This is a genomic window from Clostridium sp. 'White wine YQ' (genome assembly GCF_028728205.1).
Classification (GTDB): domain Bacteria; phylum Bacillota; class Clostridia; order Clostridiales; family Clostridiaceae; genus Clostridium_T.
On sequence record NZ_JAQYUU010000001.1, the window covers coordinates 68,432 to 93,971 of the forward strand.

Here is a 25,540-nt window from a genome sequence, read left to right on the forward strand (position 1 = left end):
TAAACTAATATATTGGAAGAATATCGATTAATAACGACATTTTTTAATGGATATAAGATTTTGTTAATTTTTTTATGAGTTATATAATAACTACATGAATTAAACTAAGGAGTCATTATAATGGAAAAATCCCTTAAGGAACTAATAGTTAAAAACTCCAAGTTGGATATAATAGTTATGAGTGTAATCACATTAAGCTTATTTATTTTTATAAATAGCAAAGTCGCTACTGTTTATTTCATAGGGGCAATGGTTAGTGTGATTAATTTTATTATAAGTGGCTATTTTATGTCAAAGTTTTTGACAAAGAACAGTCTGTTTTATGGAATAGCATATGCCCTAAGGATATTCCTAATATTACTAATTGGTATGGCATTTGCAAATGAATTTATTTTGCTTTCAGCGTATATAGGTGGGTATGCTACTCATCATGTATGTTTGATAATTTACTGGATTTTCATAAAGAAAGGAAGTGAGTAAGTTGATGGAGAAAGTAGAACCACTGGTATCTTTTTATTTGGGAAATTTTAAAGTAGACATTACTATTCAAGTAGTAATTGAATGGATTGTAATGATATTAATTATTGCTTTAGCTATTTGGTCTACTAATAGTCTAAAGAAAAAACCAAGTAAAAAGCAAACAGTGGTGGAAATGGCATATGAAGCTTTATCCGGAATGGTAAAAGACAATATGGGCGAAGGATATCAAGGATTTGTACCATTTATCGGTACATTAGGTGCATTCATATTATTAATGAATCTAACAGGTCTTGTTGGAATAGCGCCACCAACTTCAAACTATAGTGTTACAATTGCTTTTGCAGTAATGACATTTTTAATTGTTAATGCAAATGCTCTTAAAAAAGTTGGAGTAAAACACTATTTAGGTGGACTTTGTGAGCCTTTTCCAGTTATGTTACCCATAAATATCATAGAAAGATTGATGTTACCAGTATCTCTTTCACTGAGACTTTTTGGTAACATTCTAGCAGGAACAGTACTACTAGATCTAGTTTATATGGCACTAGGAAGTGTACTCGCAGGTGTATTCAAGCTGGGTGTTCCTGTATTCTTACATGCATATTTTGACTTGTTTGATGGGTTAATCCAAGCATTCATATTTATGATGCTTACAATGATAAATACAAAAATCACAGCAGAACATTAATCGATAAAAGGAGGATTTTAAAATGGATTTAGCATTAGCAATGAGAGCATTAGGTGCAGGTATCGCTGCAATAGCTGGTATAGGTGCCGGTGTAGGTATAGGTATAGCTACAGGTAAAGCAATAGAAGGAATTTCAAGACAACCAGAGTTAAGTGGTAGACTTACTACAACATTATTTATAGGTTGTGCTCTTGCAGAAACAACTGCATTATACGGTCTTCTAGTTTCCTTAATCTTAATATTCGTTGGAGTAAAATAGTAAGTAACAAAAATATTAAATTACTGACTCCAGAAGGGAGGCATGGGCTAACATATGGATATAAATGTTTCAACGATTATATTTACAATAATTAACTTTATCATTTTACTTTTAGTTTTAAGACATTTCTTTTTTGACAAGGTTAAAAACATAATTCAAGAAAGAAGAGTTGAAATTGAAGATAAGATGACTAAGGCTGATGAAGATCTTGAAAAAGCAAGATTATTTAAAGTTGAAAATGAAAGAATATTAAAATCAGCTAAGGATGAAGGAAAAGGAATTACTGAATCTTATAAACAAAAAGCTGATAAGATATACAATGAAATAGTACAGGACGCAAATAAAGAAGCTAGTATTATAATGGATAGAGCTAAACTTGAAGTGGAGAGAGAAAAGCAAAAAGCAGAAGCAGAAATAAAGAAACAAGTTGTTGATTTAGCTGTTATGCTTTCTGAGAAAGCTCTTGAAGAGAGCATAGATGAGGAGAAACATAGAAAACTTATCAATGATTTTATAGCTAAGGTAGGTATTTAATTATGTATGAATACTTAGATAGGCGTTATGCTCTAGCTCTTTACCAAATTGCTGAAGAAAAAGGCAAGGTTGATGAATATTTAGCTGATTTAAGAGAAATTTGCTCATATGTTTATAATGAGAGTAGCTTTTTCGAGGTTATTAAACATCCTCAAATAAGCACATCAAAGAAAAAAGAAGTGTTTACTAATATTTTTAAAGGTAAAGTTGATGAAGAACTATTATCATTCTTATTAATATTAGTTGAGAAAGACAGAATATCATATTTAAAAGAGAAACTTAATGAGATGGAAAAAATTCATCTTGAAAGAAATAATACTCTTATGGCAACAGTTCAAACTGTTATCCCTCTAGAGAGAGGACAATTTGATGAGCTAAAGGGAAACTTAGAAAAAAAATATGATAAGAAAATTATCCTTCGAGAAGAAATAAATGAGAGCATTATCGGAGGAGTTTATGTGAGAGTTGGAAATGAAATAATTGACGGTACAGTTAAATCCAAACTCGAGGAAATGAAGGCTCTTATGCTTAAGAGAGAATAGGGGTGAATCTATGAACATCAGACCAGAAGAAATTACTTCTATTATTAAAAATGAAATAGAAAAGTATGAAAAACACTTAAAAACTGAAGATTCTGGTACTATTATACAAATAGGTGACGGTGTTGCTAGAGTTTACGGCCTTGATGATTGTATGGAAGGTGAACTTTTAGAGTTCCCTAATAATGTATTCGGAATGGCATTAAACCTTGAGCAGGACAACGTTGGTTGTGTTCTTTTAGGATCTGAAGAAGGTATAAAAGAAGGCGACATTGTAAAAAGAACAGGAAAAATAGTTGAAGTTCCAGTAGGAGATGCTTTGGTAGGTAGAGTAGTTAATGCTCTTGGAGAAGCTATCGATGGAAAAGGACCTATAATTAATGATGGATATAGAGCAATTGAAGAACCAGCTCCAAGTATCATTGACAGAAGTTCAGTTAATGAACCTATGCAAACTGGTATAAAGGCTATTGACTCTATGATTCCAATAGGTAGAGGTCAAAGAGAACTTATAATAGGAGATAGACAAACAGGAAAAACTGCTATTGCTCTAGATGCTATTATTAATCAAAAAGGAAAAGATGTTATTTGTATATATGTAGCTATAGGACAAAAACAATCTACAGTAGCTCATATAGTTAATACATTAACAGAAATGGGTGCGATGGATTATACTACTATTGTTAGTTCATCAGCTTCTGATACAGCACCATTACAATATCTAGCTCCATATGCTGGATGTGCAATAGGTGAATATTTCATGCATAAAGGAAAAGATGTCTTAATTATATATGATGATTTGACTAAGCACGCGGTTGCTTATAGAACAATGTCACTATTACTTAGGAGACCACCAGGCAGAGAAGCATACCCAGGAGATGTATTCTATATACATTCAAGACTTCTTGAGAGAGCAGCTAAGCTTTCAAAAGAACTTGGAAGTGGTTCAATAACAGCACTTCCAATAATTGAAACATTGGCTGGTGACGTAACAGCATACATACCAACCAACGTTATTTCAATAACAGATGGTCAAATATTCCTTGAATCAGAATTATTCTTCTCAGGACAAAGACCAGCTGTTAATGCAGGTATATCAGTATCAAGAGTTGGTGGAAATGCGCAAATTAAAGCAATGAAACAAGTTTCTGGTACATTAAGATTAGAACTTGCTCAATATAGAGAACTTGCAGCTTTCGCTCAATTTGGTTCTGACTTAGATAAAGACTCAAAAATGAGACTAGAAAAAGGTAAGAGATTAGTTGAAGTACTTAAACAAGATCAATACACTCCTATGAATGTAGAAGAACAAGTAATGATCTTATATGCAGCAGTTAATGATTTCTTATCTGATATAAAAGTAAATGATATAATCAAATTTGAGAAAGAATTCTTAGAATTCATGGATACTCACCATAGAGAAGTAGGTAAAGCAATAGTTGAGAAAAAAGTACTTGATGACGAAGTGAAATCTCAATTAGAAGCATCTATTATTGAATTCAAGAAAATATTCTTACAAGGAGCATAGCTTTTAAAAGCTATGCCATCTTTTAGGAGGTGGATATATGGCAGGAGCAGGACTTCTTGATATAAAAAGAAGAATAAAGTCTGTTAACAACACCAGAAAAATAACAAAAGCCATGGGACTTGTTGCCACTTCTAAACTTAGAAAGACAAGACAACAACTTTCTCTTAATGATAGTTATTTAGAATCTGTGAATAAATTAACAGAAAGTTTGGTAGGTTCAGTAGAGGATATAAATAATAATATTTATTTTAATCCTAAAAGTGAAGGAGCCATTTTATACATTCTTATGACATCAGACTCAGGTTTGTGTGGAGGATATAATGGAAATACTGTATCTTTCTTTGCAAGTGAGGCTTCAAGAGTACCTGATGCAAAAGTTATGGTTGTAGGTCAAAAAGGCTTAGGCTATTTAAAGAAATACAGCTATGAGACAGTAGCAGAATACGTTGAAATACCTGATGTGCCAACTGTTAAGGAAGCTAAAATAGTATATGAACATGCTATAAAGCTTTATAGAGAAGGAAAAATATCAGGAATAAGAATGATATACACTGATTTCATTTCTCCGGTTAAGCAGGAATTAAAAAATATAAAGTTACTTCCATTGGAGAAAAGTAGCAAAGGCAATTTAACTTTATTGGCAGAACCTAGTATAGATGAAGTTTTAGAAGGAACTTTGGAAGTCTACTTAAAATCATTAATTCTTAATTGCATGCTTAATTCAAAAGCGAGTGAACAAAGCTTAAGAATGAGTGCAATGGATGGAGCAACTAAGAATGCAGATGATTTATTAGATGCACTAAATACAAAATATAATAGAATTAGACAAGGCGCTATAACTCAGGAAATATCCGAAATTGTTGGAGGAGCTGAAGCGCAAAAATAGTAAGGAGGTAATCTAATGCCTGGTACTATCGGGAAAGTGGTTCAAGTAATTGGACCAGTAGTAGATATAAAATTCGATACCGATGCCCTTCCGAACATATACAATGCAATTGAGATTGTAAGTGGGGATCATAAGGTAATAGCAGAAGTTGAACAACATACAGGCGACGATATCGTAAGAGCTATAGCTTTAGAAGCTACAGAAGGCTTAAGAAGAGGTATGGATGCTTATGATACTGGAAAGCCAATAAGCGTTCCTGTAGGTGAGAAAGTTTTAGGAAGACTATTTAACGTTTTAGGTAAAACAATCGATAATGAAGGTGATGTAAGTTCAGAGAATTTATACCCAATTCATAGACCAGCTCCAACATTCCAAGAACAATCTGTAGAACCAGAAATGTTTGAAACAGGAATAAAAGTAATAGATTTAATTGCTCCATATCAAAGAGGTGGAAAAATAGGTCTATTTGGAGGAGCTGGAGTTGGTAAAACAGTTCTAATCCAAGAACTTATAAACAACATAGCTAAACAACACGGTGGTTTATCTGTGTTTACAGGAGTTGGAGAAAGATCAAGAGAAGGTAATGACCTTTATCATGAAATGAAGGATTCAGGGGTTATTAATAAAACTGCATTAGTATTTGGACAAATGAATGAACCACCTGGTGCTAGAATGAGAGTTGCGTTAACAGGACTTACAATGGCAGAATACTTCAGAGATCAAGGCCAAGACGTTTTACTATTCATAGATAATATATTTAGATTTACACAAGCTGGATCAGAAGTTTCAGCGTTACTTGGAAGAATACCTTCAGCAGTTGGTTACCAACCAACATTAGCTACTGAAATGGGTGCTTTACAAGAAAGAATCACTTCAACAAAAAGTGGATCTATTACATCAGTTCAAGCAGTATATGTACCTGCAGATGATTTAACAGACCCAGCTCCAGCAACAACATTTACTCACTTGGATGCAACTACAGTTCTTTCAAGAAGTATATCAGAGCTTGGTATTTATCCAGCAGTTGATCCACTAGATTCAACATCAAGAATTCTTGATCCAAGAGTTGTTGGTAAAGAACATTACGAAGTATCTTCAAAAGTTAAACATATTCTTGAAAGATATAAAGAACTTCAAGATATTATAGCAATACTTGGAGTAGATGAACTTTCAGAAGAAGATAAACTTGTTGTTGGTAGAGCAAGAAAAGTTCAAAGATTCTTATCTCAACCATTTACAGTTGCTGAGCAATTTACTGGTATGGTAGGTAAATATGTTCCAGTATCTGAAACAGTTAGAGGCTTTAAAGAAATCTTAGAAGGAAAACATGATGATCTTCCTGAATCAGCATTCTTATTTGTTGGAACAATTGAAGAGGCAGTAGAAAAGGCTAAAGAGATTGCTAGCAAATAGTAATCTGTAAAGGGGCGAAGTATTATGTCAACTAATTATACTTTAAAAATAGTAACTCCTGATAAAATTATGTATGAGGGAGAAGCATCTAAAACTCTTATAGCAACTAGCAATGGTAGCTTAGAGATGTATGCTAATCATACCCCTATAGTGGTTGTTACTGTTCCAAGCAAAACTGTATTTTATGATGAATCAGGAAAAGAAAGAGAACTATTTACATCTAGTGGTGTTGTTTCATTCGAAAATAACCAACTGATTTTTTGCTGTGATGCAGCAGAATGGCCAGAAGATATAGATGTAGAAAGAGCTGAAAGAGCTAAAGAAAGAGCAGAAAACAGATTAGATGAATCTGAAGAATATGATAAACATAGAGCTGAGGTTTCATTACAAAGAGCGTTAATAAGATTAAGCATAAAAAAATAATTAGATGATACTTTATTCTAATTATTATATAGGACTTACTTATTTGTCTATAGTATTATAATTTGAAAATCTTGCAGGTTTTCTTTAGAAAAGATACCCCCAGAACAGGAATTGTTCTGGGGGTGTTTTTTTACTTTTTATTAATTTAATATTTTTACAGCATATATATGTGATGTTTATGGAAAATATTCACATATATTGAGAGTGTTAATATACTGTAATATATAATAAATTAATCTTTTTATTAATATACAAAAAAATTGAATAGGAAATGAATACCTTGACCATAATTTAGAAGAAAGGTAGGGGGTATCATGAAGTGCAAGAATAAAATAAAGTTATTGGTGCTTTTCCTAACTTCTCTCTTAACCTTTTTAAATTTTTATAATTTAAAATGTCAGGGTTTTCAAAGTTTACAAAATGTGTTTTTAGAGAGTCATAATGAAGTTGAGAGAAGCTTAGTGATTGAAGGAAAAAGCAATGAAAAGTATGAGACTTTAAGTGAGTATCTATTTAAAAATATCTCAAATGATTATAATGGTACATTAACAAGTGAAAAATCAGCTAATTCTAAGATTTTAAAAATCAATTCCCAAAACTTCGATATGGAAATACAAGTTTTTAATGAAAATAAAAGTAGTTTTAGAATAATATTTTCGACTAAGAATAAAAAGGAAAACTTAGAAGCAGTTAAAAAAAATATAAACTATCTCCTAAAGGAAAAAGCATTTGATTTGAGATATTTTCAAGAAATTAAGGGTAGAATAGAAATAGAAGAAGATATGAAAAAAACATTAAATATGCAGTTGAAATCTCTAGGAATCAAGGAATATTCGTTATTGAAAATTAATAATGGATATACAGGGGAAGCAGAATTAGGAAATAGTACTATAAACTTCGCTATTTGCACATATGAAAAAAAATCCTACATTATTATTGGTGAACCAATAATAATATCAACATATTAACAATAATTCATGGAGGATAATATGGAAAAAATCAGAGTAAAAGGTGGAAGTACTTTAGAAGGTGAAGTTGAAATAAGTTCTGCGAAGAATTCTGTTCTCCCAATAATTGTAGCATGTATACTATGTGGAGATAAAAATATAATAAAGGAAGCACCTTTATTAGAAGATGTTTATGTAATATGTGATGTTTTAAAAGAATTAAATGCATCAGTAGAAATAAATGAAGTAAAAAGAGAGTTAACTATTGATACAAAGAATCTTATACCAAATAGTGCAAATAGTGAACTAATAAAAAAGATGAGGGCATCCTTTCTAATAATGGGTCCAATGTTAACTAAGTTTGGTCATGCAAAATTATCACATCCAGGTGGATGTAATATAGGTACAAGACCAATAGACCTTCATTTAAAAGGGTTTAAGGCTTTAGGTGCTGATATTTCTATAGGACATGGATTTGTAGAGGCAAAAGCATCAAAATTAATAGGGAATAGAATATATTTGGATTTTCCATCTGTTGGAGCAACAGAAAATATAATGATGGCAGCAGTGTATGCAAAAGGCACTACAATAATTGAAAATGCTGCAGAAGAACCAGAAATATGGGATTTAGCGAATTTCTTAAATTCAATGGGTGCTAAAATATATGGTGCAGGTCAAGGAAAAATTACCATTGATGGGGTAGATGAATTACGACCAGTAGTGTATAGACCTATATATGATAGGATTGAAGCAGGAACATTTATGGTAGCAGCAGCAATAACTAAAAGTAAGATTAAAATCAATGGAGTAAATGAAGAACATTTACGACCTATAATAGAAAAATTAAAAGAGTGTGGAGTTAGTATAGACATTCTTGAAAATGAAAAAATGATAGTAGATGGAAGAGGAATACTAAAGCCAGTAGATATAAAAACTTTACCATATCCAGGATTCCCAACAGATATGCAGGCGCAAATGATGAGTTTGTTAACATTGATTAAAGGATCGAGTATTATATCAGAAACAGTTTTCGAAAATAGATTTATGCATGTACAAGAACTAATAAGAATGGGTGCAAGTATTAAAATTGATGGGAGAACAGCTATTATTGAAGGTGTAGAAAGATTAACCGGAGCAGAAGTTAAAGCAACAGATTTAAGAGCGGGCGCTGCAATGATTTTGGCAGGATTAGCTGCAGATGGCTATACAGATATAAGTGATATATATCATATTGATAGGGGCTATGTTAACATTGAAGAGAAGCTTAGAAAATTAGGGGCAAACATAGAAAGAATTAATATATAATTACTAAAGAGTATGTTTTTAAAATAGAATATAAAATTTATATAGACTTTTATTAATTATGAAATGAAAAAGTGGTATTTAATAAAAATCTTTAGAAATTTTAATCTTATAGAAAAGGCTGATTAGGCCTTTTTTATTTTCAATATGAAGAATTAATATTTGAATAAAAGTAGACTCTACCGCGTATATTTATTATGTAAAACAATATATAGGTGGGGGTTATGAGATTTAAAAAAATAAATATTGAAATATCAAAAAAAATAATGATTTTCCTTTTACCAATACTAGTTTTAATATTTGTTCCTAGTATAATTCTTGTATGGGGGAAGATTCCTTTAAATTCTTTAAATTTTGATAAGTTTGGCAAAGAAGAATATAAACAAGTTGAAGGTAAAGATTTCTCAAAAATAACTGTATATAAAACTAAGACAGGAACAACTGAAAAAGTTGATTTAGAGGACTATGTCTTAGGCGTTTTATCAGGAGAAATGCCAGCAGCATTCGATGAAGAAGCGTTAAAAGCTCAAGCTGTAGCGGCAAGAACTTTTGCGATGAAACGGATTTTATATCCTTGCACTGAAGCAAAAGGAGCAGATGTATGTGATACTGTTCATTGTCAAGTCTTTATGAGTAAAGAAGATAGAGTAAGTAAATGGGACAAAGATAAATCAGAAGAATACTGGAAGAAACTTCAGGATGCAGTTTCTGCTACAAAAGGAAAAGTGTTAACATACAATGGAGAGTTAGTACTATATCCACAATTTTTTTCTACAAGTTGGGGAAAGACTGAGGATGCTGAAGCAGTTCTCTCAACAGCTTTACCATATCTTCAATCGGTAGATTCTCCAGGGGAAGAAGTAGCACCAAAGTTTAAATCAAGTACTATTATTAACAGTAAAGAATTTGTGGAGAAAATTAATAACAAGTATAAAGATGCTAAACTAACTATTAATAATATAAAAGATGCAGTAAAAATTATTAGCAAAAATCCGGGAGGTTCGGTAAATGAAATAAAAGTAGGGGGAGTAACTATAAAGGGCACTGAGTTTAGAAGTTTGCTATCTTTAAATTCAGCCAATTTCACCATTTCATTTTCAAGTAAAGGAATAGAAATACAGAACTTTGGATATGGACATGGAGTCGGTATGAGTCAATGGGGTGCAAATGTGATGGCGAAGAGCGGAGTGAAATATGAAGAGATTTTAAAACATTATTATAAAGGAATAGAATTAAAGCACGTATCTGAAGTTAAAATAAGTAAATAAACGATAAGTAAGTTTATTCAATATAAAAAGTGTAAATAATTAGGTTGATAAGAGATTTAATTAAGCTCTATAAATTGAGTTTCGTTAAAGGTTTTATCAGCCTTTTTATTTTGGAGAAAAATGTAGAAAAAAGAGGAAAATATTTACTGGAATAAATGTATTTTTTTATGTATATAAGGACAGACTACGAAATGGAGGTGTTCATATTGGATAAACAAAGTAAATTTCAAAAATTAAAAAACCTACTTAGAAAGGAGAGTTTTTACGTAGTCCTTTTTGTGTGTTTATGTGTTATTGCTAGTGCAGCTGCAATATCAATTAGAAAAGCTAAGGAGAATACTAATCCTCCAGTAGCTGAAAATTCTCAAGATCTGCCTATTAACATAAATAATTCTGGTGGAACTAATAAAATTGATAATGCTGAACAAGTTAAGAATACTCAAGATACAAAAAGTCAAACCAATAAAGGTACTACAGGAAAAACTCAAAATGTATCATCTACAAGTAGTGTTCAGTTTGTTAAACCACTAGATGGAACTTTATTAAGAAAATTTACTTATGGAGTTTCACTAGTAAAGGTTGATACAAACAAATATGACAGCATTAAGGGAATAGATATTGCAGGAAAAGTTGGTAGTACTGTAGTTGCTGCAGCTGATGGTGTTGTAGATGAAATTGGAAATGAAGATGGAGATTTAAGTGGTTGGTATGTTGTGATTAAGCATTCAAATGGATTAAAGAGTAAATATGCTAACTTAGATTCTGATATTAAAGTTAAGAAAAATGATAAAGTCACTCAAGGAAGTGTAATTGGTAAAGTTGGCGATACAGCTAAAAAACTTACTAATAAAGAAGAGGGCGATCATTTACAATTTCAGATAATAGATTCAAAAGGTGAACAAGTGGATCCATTAAAGTATATAACTTTAAAAAGCTAGTAAAACTTTACCTAATGTGAAATCAGTCATTTTATCTATGAAAATGGCTGATTTCTAAGGAATTTAAAGAAAAAATAATGCATATTAATAAATATATCGAATTAAGGAGGAGCCTCGTTTTGAAAGACTACATTGAAGAAAGAGTACTAGAGGTGGCGCAATATATAATTGATTCAAAAGCGACAATTAGAAAAACAGCTAAGGTGTTTGGTGTGAGCAAAAGTACTATTCATAAGGATATGACAGAACGTTTGCCTAAAATAAATCCTACTATAGCGTTAGAAGCGAAAAATATTTTAGATTTAAATAAAGCAGAAAGACATATAAGAGGTGGAAAAGCTACAAAATTAAAGTACAAGGCTATTGAATAAAAACATAATTCCATATTATAATTAGAATGGGTATAAATTGTAGAAAAATAATACAAGTTATATAATCAAATCATTTTAGGAGTGAATATGGAATGTGGTTTTGGAGAATGGGAACTGATCTTGCTATTGACCTAGGTACAGCAACAGTTCTAGTTTATATGGCGGGAAAAGGAATAATATTAAAAGAGCCTTCAGTTGTGGCAGTAGATAAAAATACAAATAAAGTTTTAGCTGTAGGAGAAGATGCAAGAAAAATGATAGGTCGTACACCTGGTAATATAGTTGCAGTACGTCCACTAAGAAATGGTGTAATTTCTGATTATGATATTACTGAGAAAATGTTAAGACATTTTATTCAAAAGAGTTGTGGAAAAAGAAAAATCTCTGCTCCAAAGGTTATGGTGTGTATACCATCACAGGCAACAGAGGTAGAAAAGAGAGCTGTTATTGATGCAGCAAAAAATTCAGGAGCAAAATCTGTTTATCTAATAGAGGAACCACTTGCAGCTGCAGTAGGTGCAGGTTTGGATATTTCTGAACCAAGTGGCTCTATGGTTATAGATATAGGTGGAGGAACAACTGATATCGCTGTAATATCTCTAAAGGGAGTAGTTGTAAGAGCATCAATTAAAGTAGCTGGAGATAGATTTGATGAAGCTATTATTAGGTATATAAGAAATAAATTCAAATTAATGATTGGAGAAAAAACAGCAGAAGAAGTTAAAATCTTGGCAGCATCAGCTTTAAAAGGTGCTAGAAACGAAACAGCAACTGTAAGGGGTAGAAATCTTGTTACTGGATTACCAGATAACATAGAAGTTACAACTGAGGAGTTAGTTAGTGCACTTGAAGAGCCTGTCAGATTAATAGTTGATAAAATTCATGATGTTTTAGAAAAAACTCCACCAGAGTTGGCAGCAGATATTATTGACAAGGGAATATTAATGACCGGCGGAGGAGCTTTATTACATGGATTAGATAAGTTAATAGAGTTTGAGACTGGAGTTAGAGTATACATTGCAAATGATACTGTAGAATGTGTTGTATTAGGATCGGGAAAGGTTCTTGCAAGTATAAACAAGAATAATACAGAAGCTATCGAAAATGAAGTGCAAAGAGCATAGTAATATACTAAAATGAAAGATTAAGGATGATTAAAGGGTTTTAGCAATATCAGTACTATATTCTTTTTTGACGATTTTTTAACCATCCTTTAAGTTTTTTAAAATTTTTGAGGTTAATAGTTAAAGTAATAACTAATAATTTAGTACTTTAACTATTAACTTTTTTTACTTTTTAGACCATTTTTTATTTTGTGCTTGATGAAAGATAATAACTATGAACAATTCCTTTAACAATAACTTTACACATTTCAAATATAAGGGATAGTCGAATTGATCTATTTGAAAAAATTTCGGAATTATTACTTGTATCGACTATACCAATAATTGAGACGTCCCCTACTTTAGGAAGTTTTTTTCCTACGCCTTTCCCAGGATGAATCGGGTAATCTCTCACGTGTATTTCACCCACAGAATCAGTATCACCAAGACAGGCATCAATACCTATAATTAAGGCGTTAGGATGCTTTACATATATCTCCTGAAGCTTGTCGTCTATATTTAATGCATGAATAGGTGAGTTTAAGGTTCCGTATACAGGGATAGGAAGTAAGGTGTCAATTAATAGGGTTCCAACCATTGGGCCAAGGCAATCCCCAATACATTTATCTGTACCTATACATATTATTATGGTTTCATTATTAATATAATCTTTTAAAAAGTATGCCAGTTCATAATAGGACATAGGGTCTTTATATGAGACTTTAACCTTATTCAAAGAAATTCCCCTTTCTTAAAACTGAAATAAAAGTATAACCTAAGTAGAAATTTAAAAGGTACTATACTATATATGAAGGGAATATTAAATTTATTAAAAAAAGTATAAATACATAAAAAAGTGGCAATAAAACTAAATAGTGTGAGGTGATTAAATGAATAAAAAGATTCTAACTATAATTGTTATTATTGCTACAGCTGTTAGTGTGTATTTTATATTGAAGCCTTTAAATAACGAAAATGAAAAAGGTAGCAGTGTACAAGTGAATAAGCAAACTTCAGAAAAAAAGGTAGCAAATTCTGAAAAAAGTACTAAACAAGAAACAAAAAAGGAAGATGTTAAAACACAAGAGGAACCAGCTAAAAAAGCAGAAAAAGAGGACAAAGATGACAAAGATGACAAAGGGGAAGTAATACCTGAAAAAAGCTACACAGATAATAGTAAGAAAGTAAAAGATAATGAAGATGATGCTTTAACAGCAGCAATGATATTTAAAGTTGATAAGAGTACAATTGAAAGTAAGATGTCTTTGACAAGCAAAGCTAAATTATTATTTTATGCAAAACGCTTATCTAGCTTTGATTTTGCAAGGATTAAACAGATACTAGCATCTGACGATGAAGTTAATGGAGCAAAAGAAATTTTTAGGATACTTAAAAGTAGACTAAATTCTAATGAATATAACGAAGTTAAGGGGATTCTTAATCCATATATAAATACAGACAAGATTGAGCAATACATTGATACATAAAATGCTATTTTAATAGTTGGGTTTTATAATTTCTATGCTGAAGCTTGAACTTATTGTAGAAATGTGAGATTATTGATATAGTAGATATATTACAAGGATAATAAAGGATAATGAAGGAATAGAGAGTTAATTTTGCTATATGAGTAAATATAGGGGTTGAAACTTATTTGTTATCCCCTTATACTATTCATTGTCGGTCAACGTAGTTAGGTAAATAATGAATAGTATATAATTTGTAAATAGTATTCATAATAAAGTGTATAATGATTAATTAATAATATGCTGGCATGGCTCAACGGTAGAGCAGCTGACTTGTAATCAGCAGGTTGAATGTACGATTCCTATTGCCAGCTCCATTATATGGAGGAGTTCCCGAGTGGACCAAGGGGGCAGACTGTAAATCTGTTGCGTTATCGCTTCGATGTTTCGAATCCGTCCTCCTCCACCAAATAATTAATCATTTTTTACAAATAAGGGCGCATAGCTCAGCTGGGAGAGCACCTGCCTTACAAGCAGGGGGTCACAGGTTCGAACCCTGTTGTGCCCACCATTATAACTATAAAAAATTAATAATATGCTGGCATGGCTCAACGGTAGAGCAGCTGACTTGTAATCAGCAGGTTGTAGGTTCGATTCCTATTGCCAGCTCCATTATATGGAGGAGTTCCCGAGTGGCCAAAGGGGGCAGACTGTAAATCTGTTGCGTGATCGCTTCGATGGTTCGAATCCGTCCTCCTCCACCAAAAGTAGACATTTGTCTACTTTTTTTATTTAAAAGAATAATAAAATAAGTTATTAAAAATAATTTTTATATAGACTTATTTTATATTGACATACATAATATAAAGTGTTAGAATCATATAGCGTAAAAATAAATAACTCTTATCAAGAGAGGCGGAGGGAAAGGGCCCGATGAAACCCGGCAACCTGTGTGTACACAAGGTGCCAATTCCTGCAGGATTTATATTTCTGCGAGATAAGAGAGAGAATAGTATTATTAGTCTCTTCTTATCGAGGAGACTTTATTTTTTGGAAAAATAAAGTCTGAGTATTGTTTTAAATGAAAGGAGAAAAAAATGAAAAGATTATTTACTTCAGAATCAGTTACAGAAGGACATCCAGATAAAATCTGTGATCAAATTTCGGATTCAATATTAGACGACATTATCTCTAAAGATCCATATGCAAGAGTAGCTTGTGAAACTACTGTTACTACAGGTATGGTTATGGTAATGGGAGAAATATCTACATCATGTTATGTGGACATTCCTAAAATCGTAAGAAAAACAGTAAAAGAGATTGGATATGATAGAGCAAAATTTGGCTTTGACTGCGAAACATGTGCAGTATTAACTACAATAGACGAACAATCTTCAGATATAGCACAAGGTGTTGATGAGGCTCTTGAATCAAGAGAAGGGGATATGGACAAGATTGATGCAGTTGGTGCTGGAGACCAAGGTATGATGTTTGGATTTGCAACAAATGAAACTCCAGAATTTATGCCTGCACCGATAGCAATGGCTCATAGACTTTCAAGAAGATTATCAGAAGTAAGAAAGAATGGTACATTAGAATATTTAAGACCAGATGGAAAGACTCAAGTAACAGTTGAGTATGATGGAGATAAAGTTAAAAGAATTGATGCAATAGTTATTTCAACTCAACATGGACCAGAGGTAACTCAAGAACAAATAAAAACAGATATGATTGAACATGTAATTAAAGCTGTTATACCTGCTGAATTATTAGACGGTGAAACAAAATATTACATAAATCCAACTGGAAGATTTGTTATTGGAGGACCACAAGGAGATTCTGGGCTAACAGGAAGAAAAATTATTGTTGATACCTATGGTGGATACGGAAGACACGGTGGTGGAGCATTCTCTGGTAAAGATCCAACTAAGGTTGATAGAAGTGCTGCTTATGCTGCAAGATGGGTAGCTAAAAACTTAGTTGCTGCAGGTGTAGCAACTAAATTGGAAATAGAATTAGCATATGCGATTGGAGTTGCAAAACCAGTTTCTATAGAAGTTGATACTTTTGGCACTGGAAAAATAGCTGATGATAAGATAGTAGAAATCATAAATAAGGTTTTCGACTTAAGACCAGCTGCTATAATAAGAGATCTAGACTTAAGAAGACCAATATTTAAGCAAACTGCTGCTTATGGTCACTTTGGAAGAACAGATTTAAACCTTCCATGGGAAGAATTAAACAGAGTTGAAGAAATAAAAACTTTACTATAATAAAAAATTAAAGTAATAGTTTTTTACAATGAAATACCCCCAGGATGTCACTGACATTCTGGGGGTATTTGTTTGTTATGCTTTAAATATAATTTTTCCGTTTACAATTGAATATTTAATATTAATATTATCATCAAATAAAACTAAATCTGCATCAAAACCTTCTTTGATTAAGCCTTTTTTATTATCAACTTTGCAGTGTCTAGCTGGATTATAAGTAGCCATTTTAACAACTTCATACAAAGGATAATTAGAATTATCAAAAACATTCTTAACAGCTTTATCAAGAGTTAAGATTGAACCTGCTAATGCTCCATTTTCAAGTCTAGCAGCACCATCCTTTACAAAAACAGGCTGACCTCCTAAGGAATATTCTCCTTCAGGCATACAACAAGCTTCCATTGCATCAGTAATTAATAAAACCTTATCTGTAGTTTTAGTTTTGTAAGCCACTCTTAGAGATGGGTAAGCAATGTGAATTCCATCAGAGATAGTTTCTGTAGTAATATCCGTATCAAAAATTGCACCAATAGCTCCTGGTTCTCTATGATGTAGTCCAGTCATTGCATTGAATAAATGAGTTGAATGAGAAATTCCAGCCTTGATACCAGAAACCACTTCATTATAAGTTGCTTTTGTATGACCAACTGAAACTCTTACTCCTTTAGAATTTAAGTAAGATATCAATTCAAGAGCACCATCAACTTCTGGTGCAACTGTAATAGAAGTAACTGCATCTTCAAATCCACTAACCATATTGTTATATGTTTCAATTGATGGTTTTTGTAAGAAGTTAGGATTTTGTGCACCTATAGCTTGTGGGCTAATAAAAGGCCCTTCTAAGTGAGCACCTAAGACATTTGCTCCATCAGTACCATGAGTCTTAGCATATGATATTGCTTCCATTGATTTATGAATATCTTCAACTGCTACTGTCATTGTGGTTGGAGTAAAGGATGTTGTTCCATGCTTTACTATATTTTTAGCTATTTCATTTATAGCTTCAAAGGTGCCGTTCATTGTGTCATAACCACCAGCACCATGGATATGAACATCTATAAATCCAGCAGATAGATATAATCCTTCGCCATCGATTATTTCATTAGTATCATAGCTTGAGGGATTTAGTGATTTTATTTTTCCGTCTTCAATAAGAACAGAACCTTTTTCAATTTTATCTAAGTAAATTATATTGACATTTTTAATTAACATTAATGTCACCCCCTAAAAATAGAATAGCTTCAAATACTATTTCAGTCAACTATTAAAGAGCGATTTAAATAGTATAAATTGTGGTATAATCTTAGTATATATAATTCTTTGATAAATAATATATAAGTTAAATAGTTGAATTATATAGGGTTTTATGTTTAATTAATAAATTAAGTTTCTCATGAAAAACCCTATAGTTATACTTAAGCAGGAGAGATGTTATGGAAGAAGTAAGTGGAGTTGTGGAAAGTATAGTTTTTCATAACGAAGATAATGGATATATGGTTGCAAAGCTTTCAAATGGAACCACAACTTTTACAGCAGTAGGTGTTGTACCTTATATTAAGGAAGGACAAAACTTAAAGATAAAAGGAGAGTGGGTCTTGCACCCGAGCTTTGGAAGACAAATAAAGATAGAGGAATGTGAAGAAATAGTGCCTAATACAGTTGAAGGCATTGAAAAATACTTATCTTCAGGTGTAATATATGGAATTGGGCCAATTACATCAAAGAAAATTATTGCTAAATTTGGTGAAGAGTCTTTAGATATTTTAGACAAGAATATAGATAGATTAAGAGAAATTGAAGGAATTGGAGAGAAAAAGTTTCTTCTAATAAAAGAGTCATATGAAGAGCAAAAGGAACTAAAGAATATAATTATTTTTTTTCAAAGTCATGGAGTTACTACCAATCAGTGTATTAAAATATATAAAACACTTGGAAGTGATTCTATTGCAGCAGTTAAGGAGAACCCATACCTGCTTTGTGAAGAAATTTCAGGAATAGGATTTAAAACAGCAGACAAAATTGCTAGAAGTATTGGAATTGAGGCAGATTCTCCATTTAGAATAGAGAGTGGAATAAAGTATGTAATTAATGAATTTTGTGCAAATGGAAATACATATATGCCAAAAGAAAAGTTGATAAAAGAGGGAAGGGAAGTTTTGACTGTTTCTGAGGAAGTGATAACTCAGAATTTAATTAATTCTTGTGCAGCTCAAAAGTTAGTTTTAGAAAAAATACAGGATAAGGAATGTGTTTTTACTCTACCTTATTATTATTGCGAAATAGGTATAACTAAAAGAATATTGACCCTGTCAGTTGCAAACTTCCAAAAAATAAATACAGATATAGAATATGAAATATCAAGATTTGAAAGCGCTAATGATATTAAATTCGCACCATCACAAAAAAATGCCATAATGGGGGCATTTACAAATGGAATAGAAATAATTACAGGGGGGCCAGGAACAGGAAAAACTACTATTATTAAATGTATAATTAGTATTTTTGAAAAGTCAGCATATAAAGTAGTATTAGGTGCCCCAACTGGCAGAGCCGCTAAAAGAATGAGTGAGTCTACTGGAAAGGAAGCTAAAACTATTCACAGACTATTGGAAATGGGTATTTCTGATGAAGAAGAAAGGAGCTTTTTTGGCAGAGATGAATCTAGTCCACTTGAAGCTGATGTAGTAATTATAGATGAAGCATCTATGATTGATGTAATGGTAATGAATTTATTATTAAAGGCTATTAAAGTTGGAACTAGAGTAATATTTGTTGGAGACGTAGATCAATTGCCTTCAGTAGGCCCTGGAAATGTACTTAAGGATTTAATTGAAAGTGAATTTACGGAAGTAATAAGACTTAAAGAGATATTTAGACAAGGAAATGAGAGCATGATAATAGTAAATGCTCACAAAATAAATCAAGGCGAAATGCCACTATTAAATGATAGGGATAAGGATTTCTTTTTTATAAAAGAAGAATCCTTAGATAAAGTGTTATCAACTTTAATAGAGCTTGTAAATGTAAGATTACCTAAATTTAATAGCGAATGGGATAAGCTTAAGCATCTTCAAATTCTTTCACCAATGAAAAAAGGATTATTGGGTGTTAGTAATTTAAATACACAGTTACAGCAAATACTAAATCCACCTGCTTTTAATAAAAAGGAAAAGGCATTAAAAGAAGGGGTTTTTCGCGTTGGTGACAAGGTGATGCAAACAAAGAATAACTACACTTTAAAATGGAAGAGGATAGGTGGAGCTGGGGAACCAGAAGGAGTAGGCGTTTTTAATGGGGATATGGGATTTATTCATTCAATAGATGAGGAAGAAAAAACTTTGACAGTAGTATTTGAAGAAGAAAGAAAAGTTGTATATGATTTTATATTTCTAGATGAACTGGATTTAGCATATTCAATTACAATTCATAAAAGTCAAGGAAGTGAATTCCCTGTAATAATAATACCTTCATATATGGGATCTCCATTTTTAATGAATAGAAATTTATTATATACAGGTATTACAAGGGCCAAAGAATTAGTAGTTATAGTAGGATCAGTTAAGGCCTTAAAGTTTATGATTGAAAATACTAAATCTATGGAAAGATTCTCATCTTTAAAATATAGAATTAAAGATATAATTTCTCATGAGGCGTTTATTAATACGTAGAGTAACTCAACATTAGGGTTTTAAGTTCAACTAATAACTTGAATATATTCAAGAGAGGATAAATAAGATGGAAGAAGAAAAAAAGAATTTGAAAGAATTGAATTTTGCTAAAAATAAAATTAATTCATGGTATGCCAGAGAAGGAAATAAAATGCTAAATATTATTTCTCGACCATATAATAGCTCCATCCTATTTTCAGAGATAATATTTAGTTTGTTAAAAAAGAATAAAAAGGTTGTTTATATCATTAATGGGTATGACAATAATTGGGAGTTAATTGAATATATTAAAGAACACTTAGGCGATATAAGATATTCTTATGTAAAAAAATTGAATGGAACAATAGAAAATGGGGTGCTGTATTTTATAAATTCTTCCAATATAGATGTATTAAAAGAAGAAATTGAGTTAATAATTTATGATGATATAACTAGCTTTTCAAATTGTTCAAAATTACAAATAACAGAGAGAATCGAAAGAATATATAGATTTACTAATAAAATTATTATCTATTCAATAGAGAATGTATTTAATAATATACAAAAGCTTGAATTAGGAGGTATTCTTAATTCTTATCCAATGATTGAACCGAGATTCATTACTACTCGAATTAATCTTGAAGAAGATATTCCCTACTTATTATATGAATATTTTAAATGGTTTAAAGAGAACGGAAGAAGAGTTGTAATCCATACTCCTAGTAAAGATACAGCGGATAAAGTTTATGAGCTTTATAAAAATAAAATTTCTATTTTCTCAGATGTAACTGTAATCAGGTTTAGCGAACAAGATGAAATAAAAAAATTTGAAAAGAGAATAACTAATCCAAAAGAACCGGTAATGATAATTACCGAATATATTGGGGAATCATTAAAAACCTTTGGGAATATTGATGTAATAGTATTGAAAGCTCATGAAAGCAGGTTTGATTATAAAAAAATAGTTTTTCTTTGTGGAAAAGTTGGTTATAGAAATTGTGAATTTGGTGAGATAATTTTAGTGGCCAATGAAATTACATCGTCAATGGAAAAAGCAAAGGAGATAACAAGAGAGTTAAATAAATTAGTATGGGAAAAGCAATAAAAGCTATACTAAAATACCTTTTTGAATGTCTTCTAATAGTTATTTATCCTAAAAATGATAAATGCCCTATTTGTGGAAGACTAGAAGAAGAGGAAGTTATATGTGATGTATGCAAAAAGAAATTAATAAAAGTAACTAGTCCTGAGATAAGGGAATATAGACAAAATATATATACTATCCATTCATGTGTATATTACACCAAAGAGTTAAAAACATTAATAATAAATTTTAAAGAGAAGAGAGAATTTTATACTGGAAATTTTTTAATAGGTTTATTAATAGAAGGTATGAAAGAATGGAATATCAAGGGAGATGTCATAACCTATGTGCCACTAAGCAAAGATAAAGAGAAAAAAAGAAGGTTTAATCAGTGCTTATACTTGGCCAAAGGCTTAGGAAAGTATTATTCCATACCTATTTCTCCATTATTAGCTAAGAAGAAAAATATAGGAGAACAAAAAAAGCTTACAAAAAAGGAACGCTTTAAAAATGTAGAAGGTGCCTTTTATACCAATGGTATAGATAATATTAAAGGAAAGAAAATAATTCTTATTGATGATATTTTTACAACAGGAGCAACTGTAATATCATGCGCTAGAGAATTGAAAAAAAGTGGGGCTAAAGAAGTAAAAATATTGACTATTGCAAAAAGCAAGCTATAATAGAAAGAGAATAAAGCTAGGTTTGTGGTTGAAAGTCGATGCCAGTCGCAGGCAAAACGATCCACGTAAGTTAAACAAAGTTTTAATGAGCATGGTGCGGTATAGAAGTAAGTCCTGCCAATTTTGAAATTGAGAGAGCTAGTAGTGAGAGGTTAATTCCGGGTAGCAAAAGTTCCAGCAGGCGAGTGTGGGGTCAAAGACCAGGTCAGCTAGCTTTATTACAATATATAATGTTAGATAACAGCCTATTAAAGGCTGTTTTTTTATTTAGTGTAATATACGTAAATAAATGTCCTATAAAGGGGAAAAAGCAAGAAAAAAGGAGATTTCACAACCTAAACTCACCAAATATTCTGTAAATTCAGAAAATTTGTATTGATATTATGTAAAAATAATTGTAAAATAATATTAACAAACAAGTACTTAATTCTTAATATAAGAGTTAAAGTATAAGAGGGGGTTGACCTTATGAAAGTAACTGTAATTGCAAAAAATATTGAATTAACACAAGCCTTAAAAGACACTGTTGAAAAGAAAATTTCCAAATTAGGAAAGTATTTTAATCCAGATGTTGAAGCTAGAGCAACCTTAAGTGTACAAAAGAATAGACAAACTATCGAAGTAACCATTCCTTTTAATGGAATTATACTTAGAGGAGAAGAATCAACAGATGATTTATATAGGTCAATAGATTTAGTTGAAGAGAAACTAGAAAGACAAATTAGAAAACAAAGAACTAAAATTTCTAGAAGAGCTCATGGTGGAGCTGACTCACTAAGATATGTTAGCTTTGAATCAATTCCAGAAGAAGATGAACAAGAATTTAAAGTTGTTAAGACAAAAAGGTTTAATGTTAAGCCAATGTCAACTGAAGAAGCTATCTTACAGATGGAACTATTAGGACATAATTTCTTTGTATATCAAGATGGAGAGACAAATGATATGAATGTTGTATATAAGAGAAAAGATGGACAATATGGTTTAATTGAAGCAGAATTTTAAAACATATGTAAAAAATTATATTTATAATAAAACTCAGCGAAAGCTGAGTTTTTAAATTATGATATGAAAATTATAAAATAATTATTGGATTGACCAAAACCTTGCAAAATGTGTAGTCAATGCTATAATATATAGGTAGAATTATAAAATAAATAGAAGATTGTGAGGATAAATATGGGGATAATTAGTAAAGTCTTTGGAAGCTATAGCGATAGGGAAGTAAAAAGAATTAAACCTATAGTTGACAAGATAGATGCATTAGGACCTGAGATGGAAGCACTAAGTAATGAAGAACTTAGAGCAAAAACTGATGAATTTAAAAAGAGAGTACAAGAAGATGGAGAATCTTTAGATCATATTTTACCAGAAGCTTTTGCAGTTGTAAGAGAAGCAGCTTGGAGAACAATTGGACTTAAACATTATAGAGAACAATTAATTGGTGGTATTGTATTACACCAAGGAAGAATTTCAGAAATGAAAACTGGTGAAGGTAAAACATTAGTGGCAACCTTACCTGCTTATTTAAACGCTTTAACTGGAAAAGGGGTTCATATAGTTACAGTAAATGATTACCTTGCAAAAAGAGATAGAGACTGGATGAGTAATGTATATGAATTTCTTGGATTAACAACTGGGGTTATTGTTCATGAACTTAATAATGATCAAAGAAGAGAAGCATATAATTCAGATATAACTTATGGAACAAACAATGAGTTTGGTTTTGATTACTTAAGAGATAATATGGTAATTTACAAAGAAGAAAGAGTTCAAAGAAAGTTAAACTTTGCTATTGTGGATGAGGTTGACTCAATTTTAATAGATGAAGCTAGAACTCCACTTATTATTTCAGGGGCAGGAGAAAAGTCTACTGAATTTTATAAGATAGCAGATTTCTTTGTTAAAAAGCTAAAGCATGAAGAGCACTATACAATTGATGAAAAGGCAAATGCTGCGATGTTAACAGAAGAAGGCGTTAAGATGGCAGAAGGTGCATTTCAAGTGCAAAACTATGCTGATGCAGAGAATATGGAATTACAGCACTATATAACTCAAGCCCTTAAAGCTAACTATGTAATGAAAAGAGATAAAGATTACATGGTTAAAGATGGAGAAGTTATAATAGTAGATGAATTTACAGGAAGACTTATGGAAGGTAGAAGATATTCTGATGGTCTTCACCAAGCTATAGAAGCAAAAGAGGGAGTTAAAGTTGAAAGAGAATCTAAAACTCTTGCAACAATAACATTCCAAAACTACTTTAGAATATATGAAAAACTTTCTGGTATGACAGGTACTGCATTAACAGAAGAAATAGAATTTAGAGAAATCTATGGTTTAGATGTTATAGTAATACCTACACATATGCCAATAGCAAGAATGGATCATCCAGATTTAGTATATAAAAGTGAACTAGGTAAGTTTATGGCAGTAGTTGAAGAAATTGCTGAAACTTATGAAGCAGGTCAGCCAGTTCTAGTAGGTACTGTAAGTATTGAAAAATCTGAACTACTTTCATCTTTATTAAAGAAAAGAGGAATTCCTCATCAAGTTCTTAATGCTAAGTATCACGAGCAAGAAGCGGAAATCATTACTCATGCTGGTGAAAGAGGAATGGTTACTATAGCAACTAACATGGCTGGTAGAGGTACAGATATTAAACTTGGTGAAGGTGTAACAGAACTTGGCGGTTTAAAAATAATAGGTACTGAAAGACATGAATCAAGAAGAATAGATAACCAGTTAAGAGGTAGATCTGGACGTCAAGGAGATCCTGGATCTTCAAGATTCTATATTTCTCTTGAAGATGATTTAATGAGAATATTTGGATCAGAAAGAATTGCACCAATGGTTGACAAACTTGGTCTAAAAGAAGATGAAGCTATAGAAAGTAAAATGGTTTCAAAATCTATAGAAAATGCTCAAAAGAAAGTAGAAGGAAATAACTTTGACATAAGAAAAACATTACTTGGATATGATGATGTTATGAATATGCAAAGAGAAATTATCTACAAACAAAGAGCTGAAGTTTTAGAAGGTGAAAATGTTAAGACTGAAGTTGTGGATATGACTAGAGAACTTATTCATGCTTCTGTGGATGCACATTTAACTAATGTAGAAGACGATATAGATACACAAGTTAAGAACTTATTAACATATCTAGAGGAAATATGTATTCCGCATGGAACATTTACTGTAGAGGAATTAGCTAAACTTTCAAATGATGAAATAAAAGAAGCTCTATTATCTAAAGCTAATGAGATATATGCTGGAAAAGAACTTGAATTTGGCGAAGAGCAAATGAGAGAAGTTGAAAGAATTATTTTATTAAGAGCAGTAGATACAAAGTGGATGGATCATATTGATAGTATGGATCACTTAAAACAAGGTATAGGATTAAGAGCATATAAGCAACAAGATCCTACACAAGCATATCAATTTGAAGGTTCTAATATGTTCGATGAAATGATCGAAAATATCAAACTTGAAACTGTTAGAATGTTATTCCATGTAAGAGTAGAAAAAGCACCAGAAAGAGAAAGAGTAGCAGAAGTTACAGGAGCTTCTCATGGTGGTGAAGAGGAAGAAACAAAGAAACAACCAGTTAAAAAGGAAAAGAAAGTTGGAAGAAATGATCTTTGTCCATGTGGTTCAGGAAAGAAATATAAAAATTGTCATGGAAGAACAAGTATATAAGAATATATAATT

At 31.4% G+C, this 25,540-nt stretch carries 24 protein-coding genes, 5 tRNA genes and 1 riboswitch; of the genes, 27 read left to right on the forward strand and 2 right to left on the reverse strand.

Translation table 11 applies throughout. The features are described from left to right. The first annotated feature begins 120 nt into the window (after positions 1-120). From PTZ02_RS00340 to PTZ02_RS00410, 15 genes are all read left to right on the forward strand, one after another. Positions 121-480, forward strand: a complete 360-nt coding sequence (locus PTZ02_RS00340) for a hypothetical protein (protein ID WP_274225851.1) — start codon at positions 121-123, stop codon at positions 478-480. 4 nt (positions 481-484) lie between these two features. Further along, complete coding sequence (locus tag PTZ02_RS00345) at positions 485-1,168, forward strand: F0F1 ATP synthase subunit A (protein ID WP_202768024.1); 684 nt, start codon at positions 485-487, stop codon at positions 1,166-1,168. A 22-nt stretch (positions 1,169-1,190) separates the two neighbouring features. After that, positions 1,191-1,427 carry an ATP synthase F0 subunit C gene (gene atpE / locus PTZ02_RS00350; RefSeq protein WP_202768023.1) on the forward strand — a complete coding sequence of 79 codons (237 nt, stop codon included), beginning with the start codon at positions 1,191-1,193 and terminating at the stop codon, positions 1,425-1,427. Positions 1,428-1,481: 54 nt separating this feature from the next. Next, entirely contained in the window at positions 1,482-1,961 is a 480-nt protein-coding gene (locus tag PTZ02_RS00355) for a F0F1 ATP synthase subunit B (RefSeq protein WP_202768022.1), read from the forward strand. Positions 1,962-1,963: 2 nt separating this feature from the next. Next, positions 1,964-2,503 carry a F0F1 ATP synthase subunit delta gene (locus tag PTZ02_RS00360; RefSeq protein ID WP_274225852.1) on the forward strand — a complete coding sequence of 180 codons (540 nt, stop codon included), beginning with the start codon at positions 1,964-1,966 and terminating at the stop codon, positions 2,501-2,503. 10 nt (positions 2,504-2,513) lie between these two features. Continuing rightward, a complete protein-coding gene (gene atpA, locus PTZ02_RS00365; RefSeq protein WP_274225853.1) occupies positions 2,514-4,028 on the forward strand; it encodes a F0F1 ATP synthase subunit alpha in 1,515 nt (504 codons plus the stop codon). A gap of 37 nt (positions 4,029-4,065) precedes the next feature. Beyond that, complete coding sequence (atpG, locus tag PTZ02_RS00370; protein WP_274225854.1) at positions 4,066-4,914, forward strand: ATP synthase F1 subunit gamma; 849 nt, start codon at positions 4,066-4,068, stop codon at positions 4,912-4,914. A 15-nt stretch (positions 4,915-4,929) separates the two neighbouring features. Next, positions 4,930-6,327 (forward strand): F0F1 ATP synthase subunit beta, encoded by a 1,398-nt coding sequence (gene atpD, locus PTZ02_RS00375; RefSeq protein ID WP_274225855.1) that lies wholly within the window; start codon positions 4,930-4,932, stop codon positions 6,325-6,327. 24 nt (positions 6,328-6,351) lie between these two features. After that, positions 6,352-6,750 (forward strand): ATP synthase F1 subunit epsilon, encoded by a 399-nt coding sequence (gene atpC / locus PTZ02_RS00380; RefSeq protein WP_274225856.1) that lies wholly within the window; start codon positions 6,352-6,354, stop codon positions 6,748-6,750. Between the two features lie 314 nt (positions 6,751-7,064). Next, entirely contained in the window at positions 7,065-7,718 is a 654-nt protein-coding gene (locus PTZ02_RS00385; protein ID WP_274225857.1) for a hypothetical protein, read from the forward strand. A gap of 21 nt (positions 7,719-7,739) precedes the next feature. After that, positions 7,740-9,002: a UDP-N-acetylglucosamine 1-carboxyvinyltransferase gene (murA, locus tag PTZ02_RS00390; RefSeq protein ID WP_274225858.1), complete on the forward strand. Its 1,263-nt coding sequence runs from the start codon at positions 7,740-7,742 to the stop codon at positions 9,000-9,002. Between the two features lie 221 nt (positions 9,003-9,223). Then, a complete protein-coding gene (gene spoIID / locus PTZ02_RS00395) occupies positions 9,224-10,267 on the forward strand; it encodes a stage II sporulation protein D (protein ID WP_274225859.1) in 1,044 nt (347 codons plus the stop codon). A 206-nt stretch (positions 10,268-10,473) separates the two neighbouring features. Next, on the forward strand, positions 10,474-11,205 hold the full coding sequence (locus PTZ02_RS00400) for a M23 family metallopeptidase (protein WP_274225860.1): 732 nt from the start codon (positions 10,474-10,476) through the stop codon (positions 11,203-11,205). Positions 11,206-11,324: 119 nt separating this feature from the next. Continuing rightward, positions 11,325-11,576, forward strand: coding sequence for a sporulation transcriptional regulator SpoIIID (gene spoIIID, locus PTZ02_RS00405; protein WP_202768012.1), 252 nt, complete (start codon positions 11,325-11,327; stop codon positions 11,574-11,576). A gap of 92 nt (positions 11,577-11,668) precedes the next feature. Continuing rightward, on the forward strand, positions 11,669-12,700 hold the full coding sequence (locus PTZ02_RS00410) for a rod shape-determining protein (RefSeq protein WP_274225861.1): 1,032 nt from the start codon (positions 11,669-11,671) through the stop codon (positions 12,698-12,700). Between the two features lie 184 nt (positions 12,701-12,884). Here the strand turns inward: PTZ02_RS00410 and yyaC are convergent, their stop codons facing one another. Continuing rightward, on the reverse strand, positions 12,885-13,415 hold the full coding sequence (gene yyaC, locus PTZ02_RS00415; protein ID WP_274225862.1) for a spore protease YyaC: 531 nt from the start codon (positions 13,413-13,415) through the stop codon (positions 12,885-12,887). Between the two features lie 154 nt (positions 13,416-13,569). On the opposite strand from yyaC, the gene PTZ02_RS00420 reads away from it, so the two are divergent. The 7 genes from PTZ02_RS00420 to metK all read left to right on the forward strand — a co-directional run bounded on the left by PTZ02_RS00420 (position 13,570) and on the right by metK (position 16,418). Further along, positions 13,570-14,166, forward strand: a complete 597-nt coding sequence (locus PTZ02_RS00420) for a hypothetical protein (RefSeq protein ID WP_274225863.1) — start codon at positions 13,570-13,572, stop codon at positions 14,164-14,166. A gap of 281 nt (positions 14,167-14,447) precedes the next feature. Next, positions 14,448-14,522 (forward strand) — tRNA-Thr (locus tag PTZ02_RS00425). A 6-nt stretch (positions 14,523-14,528) separates the two neighbouring features. After that, positions 14,529-14,614, forward strand: a tRNA-Tyr gene (locus PTZ02_RS00430). 26 nt (positions 14,615-14,640) lie between these two features. Beyond that, positions 14,641-14,716, forward strand: a tRNA-Val gene (locus PTZ02_RS00435). A 26-nt stretch (positions 14,717-14,742) separates the two neighbouring features. Further along, positions 14,743-14,817: transfer RNA gene (locus PTZ02_RS00440), tRNA-Thr, on the forward strand. A gap of 6 nt (positions 14,818-14,823) precedes the next feature. Then, a tRNA-Tyr gene (locus PTZ02_RS00445) sits at positions 14,824-14,909 on the forward strand. A 136-nt stretch (positions 14,910-15,045) separates the two neighbouring features. Further along, positions 15,046-15,149, forward strand: a riboswitch (SAM riboswitch). Positions 15,150-15,242: 93 nt separating this feature from the next. Further along, on the forward strand, positions 15,243-16,418 hold the full coding sequence (gene metK / locus PTZ02_RS00450; RefSeq protein WP_274225864.1) for a methionine adenosyltransferase: 1,176 nt from the start codon (positions 15,243-15,245) through the stop codon (positions 16,416-16,418). Positions 16,419-16,493: 75 nt separating this feature from the next. Here metK and nagA read toward each other — a convergent pair whose 3' ends face one another. Further along, positions 16,494-17,630: an N-acetylglucosamine-6-phosphate deacetylase gene (gene nagA / locus PTZ02_RS00455; protein ID WP_274225865.1), complete on the reverse strand. Its 1,137-nt coding sequence runs from the start codon at positions 17,628-17,630 to the stop codon at positions 16,494-16,496. Between the two features lie 221 nt (positions 17,631-17,851). Between nagA and recD2 the strand changes: the two genes are divergently transcribed. The 5 genes from recD2 (at position 17,852) to secA (ending at position 25,528) form a co-directional block, all read left to right on the forward strand. Beyond that, positions 17,852-20,086, forward strand: a complete 2,235-nt coding sequence (recD2, locus tag PTZ02_RS00460) for an SF1B family DNA helicase RecD2 (protein ID WP_274225866.1) — start codon at positions 17,852-17,854, stop codon at positions 20,084-20,086. 67 nt (positions 20,087-20,153) lie between these two features. Further along, a complete protein-coding gene (locus PTZ02_RS00465; RefSeq protein WP_274225867.1) occupies positions 20,154-21,170 on the forward strand; it encodes a hypothetical protein in 1,017 nt (338 codons plus the stop codon). After that, on the forward strand, positions 21,155-21,832 hold the full coding sequence (locus tag PTZ02_RS00470; protein WP_274225868.1) for a ComF family protein: 678 nt from the start codon (positions 21,155-21,157) through the stop codon (positions 21,830-21,832). Before PTZ02_RS00465 ends, PTZ02_RS00470 begins: the two co-directional genes overlap by 16 nt. A 468-nt stretch (positions 21,833-22,300) precedes the next feature. Beyond that, positions 22,301-22,834 (forward strand): ribosome hibernation-promoting factor, HPF/YfiA family, encoded by a 534-nt coding sequence (gene hpf / locus PTZ02_RS00475; RefSeq protein ID WP_274225869.1) that lies wholly within the window; start codon positions 22,301-22,303, stop codon positions 22,832-22,834. A gap of 174 nt (positions 22,835-23,008) precedes the next feature. Next, on the forward strand, positions 23,009-25,528 hold the full coding sequence (gene secA, locus PTZ02_RS00480) for a preprotein translocase subunit SecA (protein WP_274225870.1): 2,520 nt from the start codon (positions 23,009-23,011) through the stop codon (positions 25,526-25,528). Positions 25,529-25,540 lie beyond the last annotated feature (12 nt).

What these genes read in the sequence shown, in the direction of transcription:
- PTZ02_RS00470 (WP_274225868.1), top strand. Translation starts at nt 21,155, where the DNA reads ATGGGAAAAGCAATAAAAGCTATACTAAAATACCTTTTTGAATGTCTT.
- PTZ02_RS00465 (WP_274225867.1), top strand. Translation starts at nt 20,154, where the DNA reads ATGGAAGAAGAAAAAAAGAATTTGAAAGAATTGAATTTTGCTAAAAAT.
- atpG (WP_274225854.1), top strand. Translation starts at nt 4,066, where the DNA reads ATGGCAGGAGCAGGACTTCTTGATATAAAAAGAAGAATAAAGTCTGTT.
- atpC (WP_274225856.1), top strand. Translation starts at nt 6,352, where the DNA reads ATGTCAACTAATTATACTTTAAAAATAGTAACTCCTGATAAAATTATG.
- recD2 (WP_274225866.1), top strand. Translation starts at nt 17,852, where the DNA reads ATGGAAGAAGTAAGTGGAGTTGTGGAAAGTATAGTTTTTCATAACGAA.
- murA (WP_274225858.1), top strand. Translation starts at nt 7,740, where the DNA reads ATGGAAAAAATCAGAGTAAAAGGTGGAAGTACTTTAGAAGGTGAAGTT.
- PTZ02_RS00385 (WP_274225857.1), top strand. Translation starts at nt 7,065, where the DNA reads ATGAAGTGCAAGAATAAAATAAAGTTATTGGTGCTTTTCCTAACTTCT.
- atpD (WP_274225855.1), top strand. Translation starts at nt 4,930, where the DNA reads ATGCCTGGTACTATCGGGAAAGTGGTTCAAGTAATTGGACCAGTAGTA.
- atpE (WP_202768023.1), top strand. Translation starts at nt 1,191, where the DNA reads ATGGATTTAGCATTAGCAATGAGAGCATTAGGTGCAGGTATCGCTGCA.
- atpA (WP_274225853.1), top strand. Translation starts at nt 2,514, where the DNA reads ATGAACATCAGACCAGAAGAAATTACTTCTATTATTAAAAATGAAATA.
- nagA (WP_274225865.1), bottom strand. Translation starts at nt 17,630, where the DNA reads ATGTTAATTAAAAATGTCAATATAATTTACTTAGATAAAATTGAAAAA.
- PTZ02_RS00360 (WP_274225852.1), top strand. Translation starts at nt 1,964, where the DNA reads ATGTATGAATACTTAGATAGGCGTTATGCTCTAGCTCTTTACCAAATT.
- secA (WP_274225870.1), top strand. Translation starts at nt 23,009, where the DNA reads ATGGGGATAATTAGTAAAGTCTTTGGAAGCTATAGCGATAGGGAAGTA.
- spoIID (WP_274225859.1), top strand. Translation starts at nt 9,224, where the DNA reads ATGAGATTTAAAAAAATAAATATTGAAATATCAAAAAAAATAATGATT.
- PTZ02_RS00420 (WP_274225863.1), top strand. Translation starts at nt 13,570, where the DNA reads ATGAATAAAAAGATTCTAACTATAATTGTTATTATTGCTACAGCTGTT.
- PTZ02_RS00345 (WP_202768024.1), top strand. Translation starts at nt 485, where the DNA reads ATGGAGAAAGTAGAACCACTGGTATCTTTTTATTTGGGAAATTTTAAA.
- hpf (WP_274225869.1), top strand. Translation starts at nt 22,301, where the DNA reads ATGAAAGTAACTGTAATTGCAAAAAATATTGAATTAACACAAGCCTTA.
- PTZ02_RS00410 (WP_274225861.1), top strand. Translation starts at nt 11,669, where the DNA reads ATGTGGTTTTGGAGAATGGGAACTGATCTTGCTATTGACCTAGGTACA.
- metK (WP_274225864.1), top strand. Translation starts at nt 15,243, where the DNA reads ATGAAAAGATTATTTACTTCAGAATCAGTTACAGAAGGACATCCAGAT.
- PTZ02_RS00355 (WP_202768022.1), top strand. Translation starts at nt 1,482, where the DNA reads ATGGATATAAATGTTTCAACGATTATATTTACAATAATTAACTTTATC.
- PTZ02_RS00340 (WP_274225851.1), top strand. Translation starts at nt 121, where the DNA reads ATGGAAAAATCCCTTAAGGAACTAATAGTTAAAAACTCCAAGTTGGAT.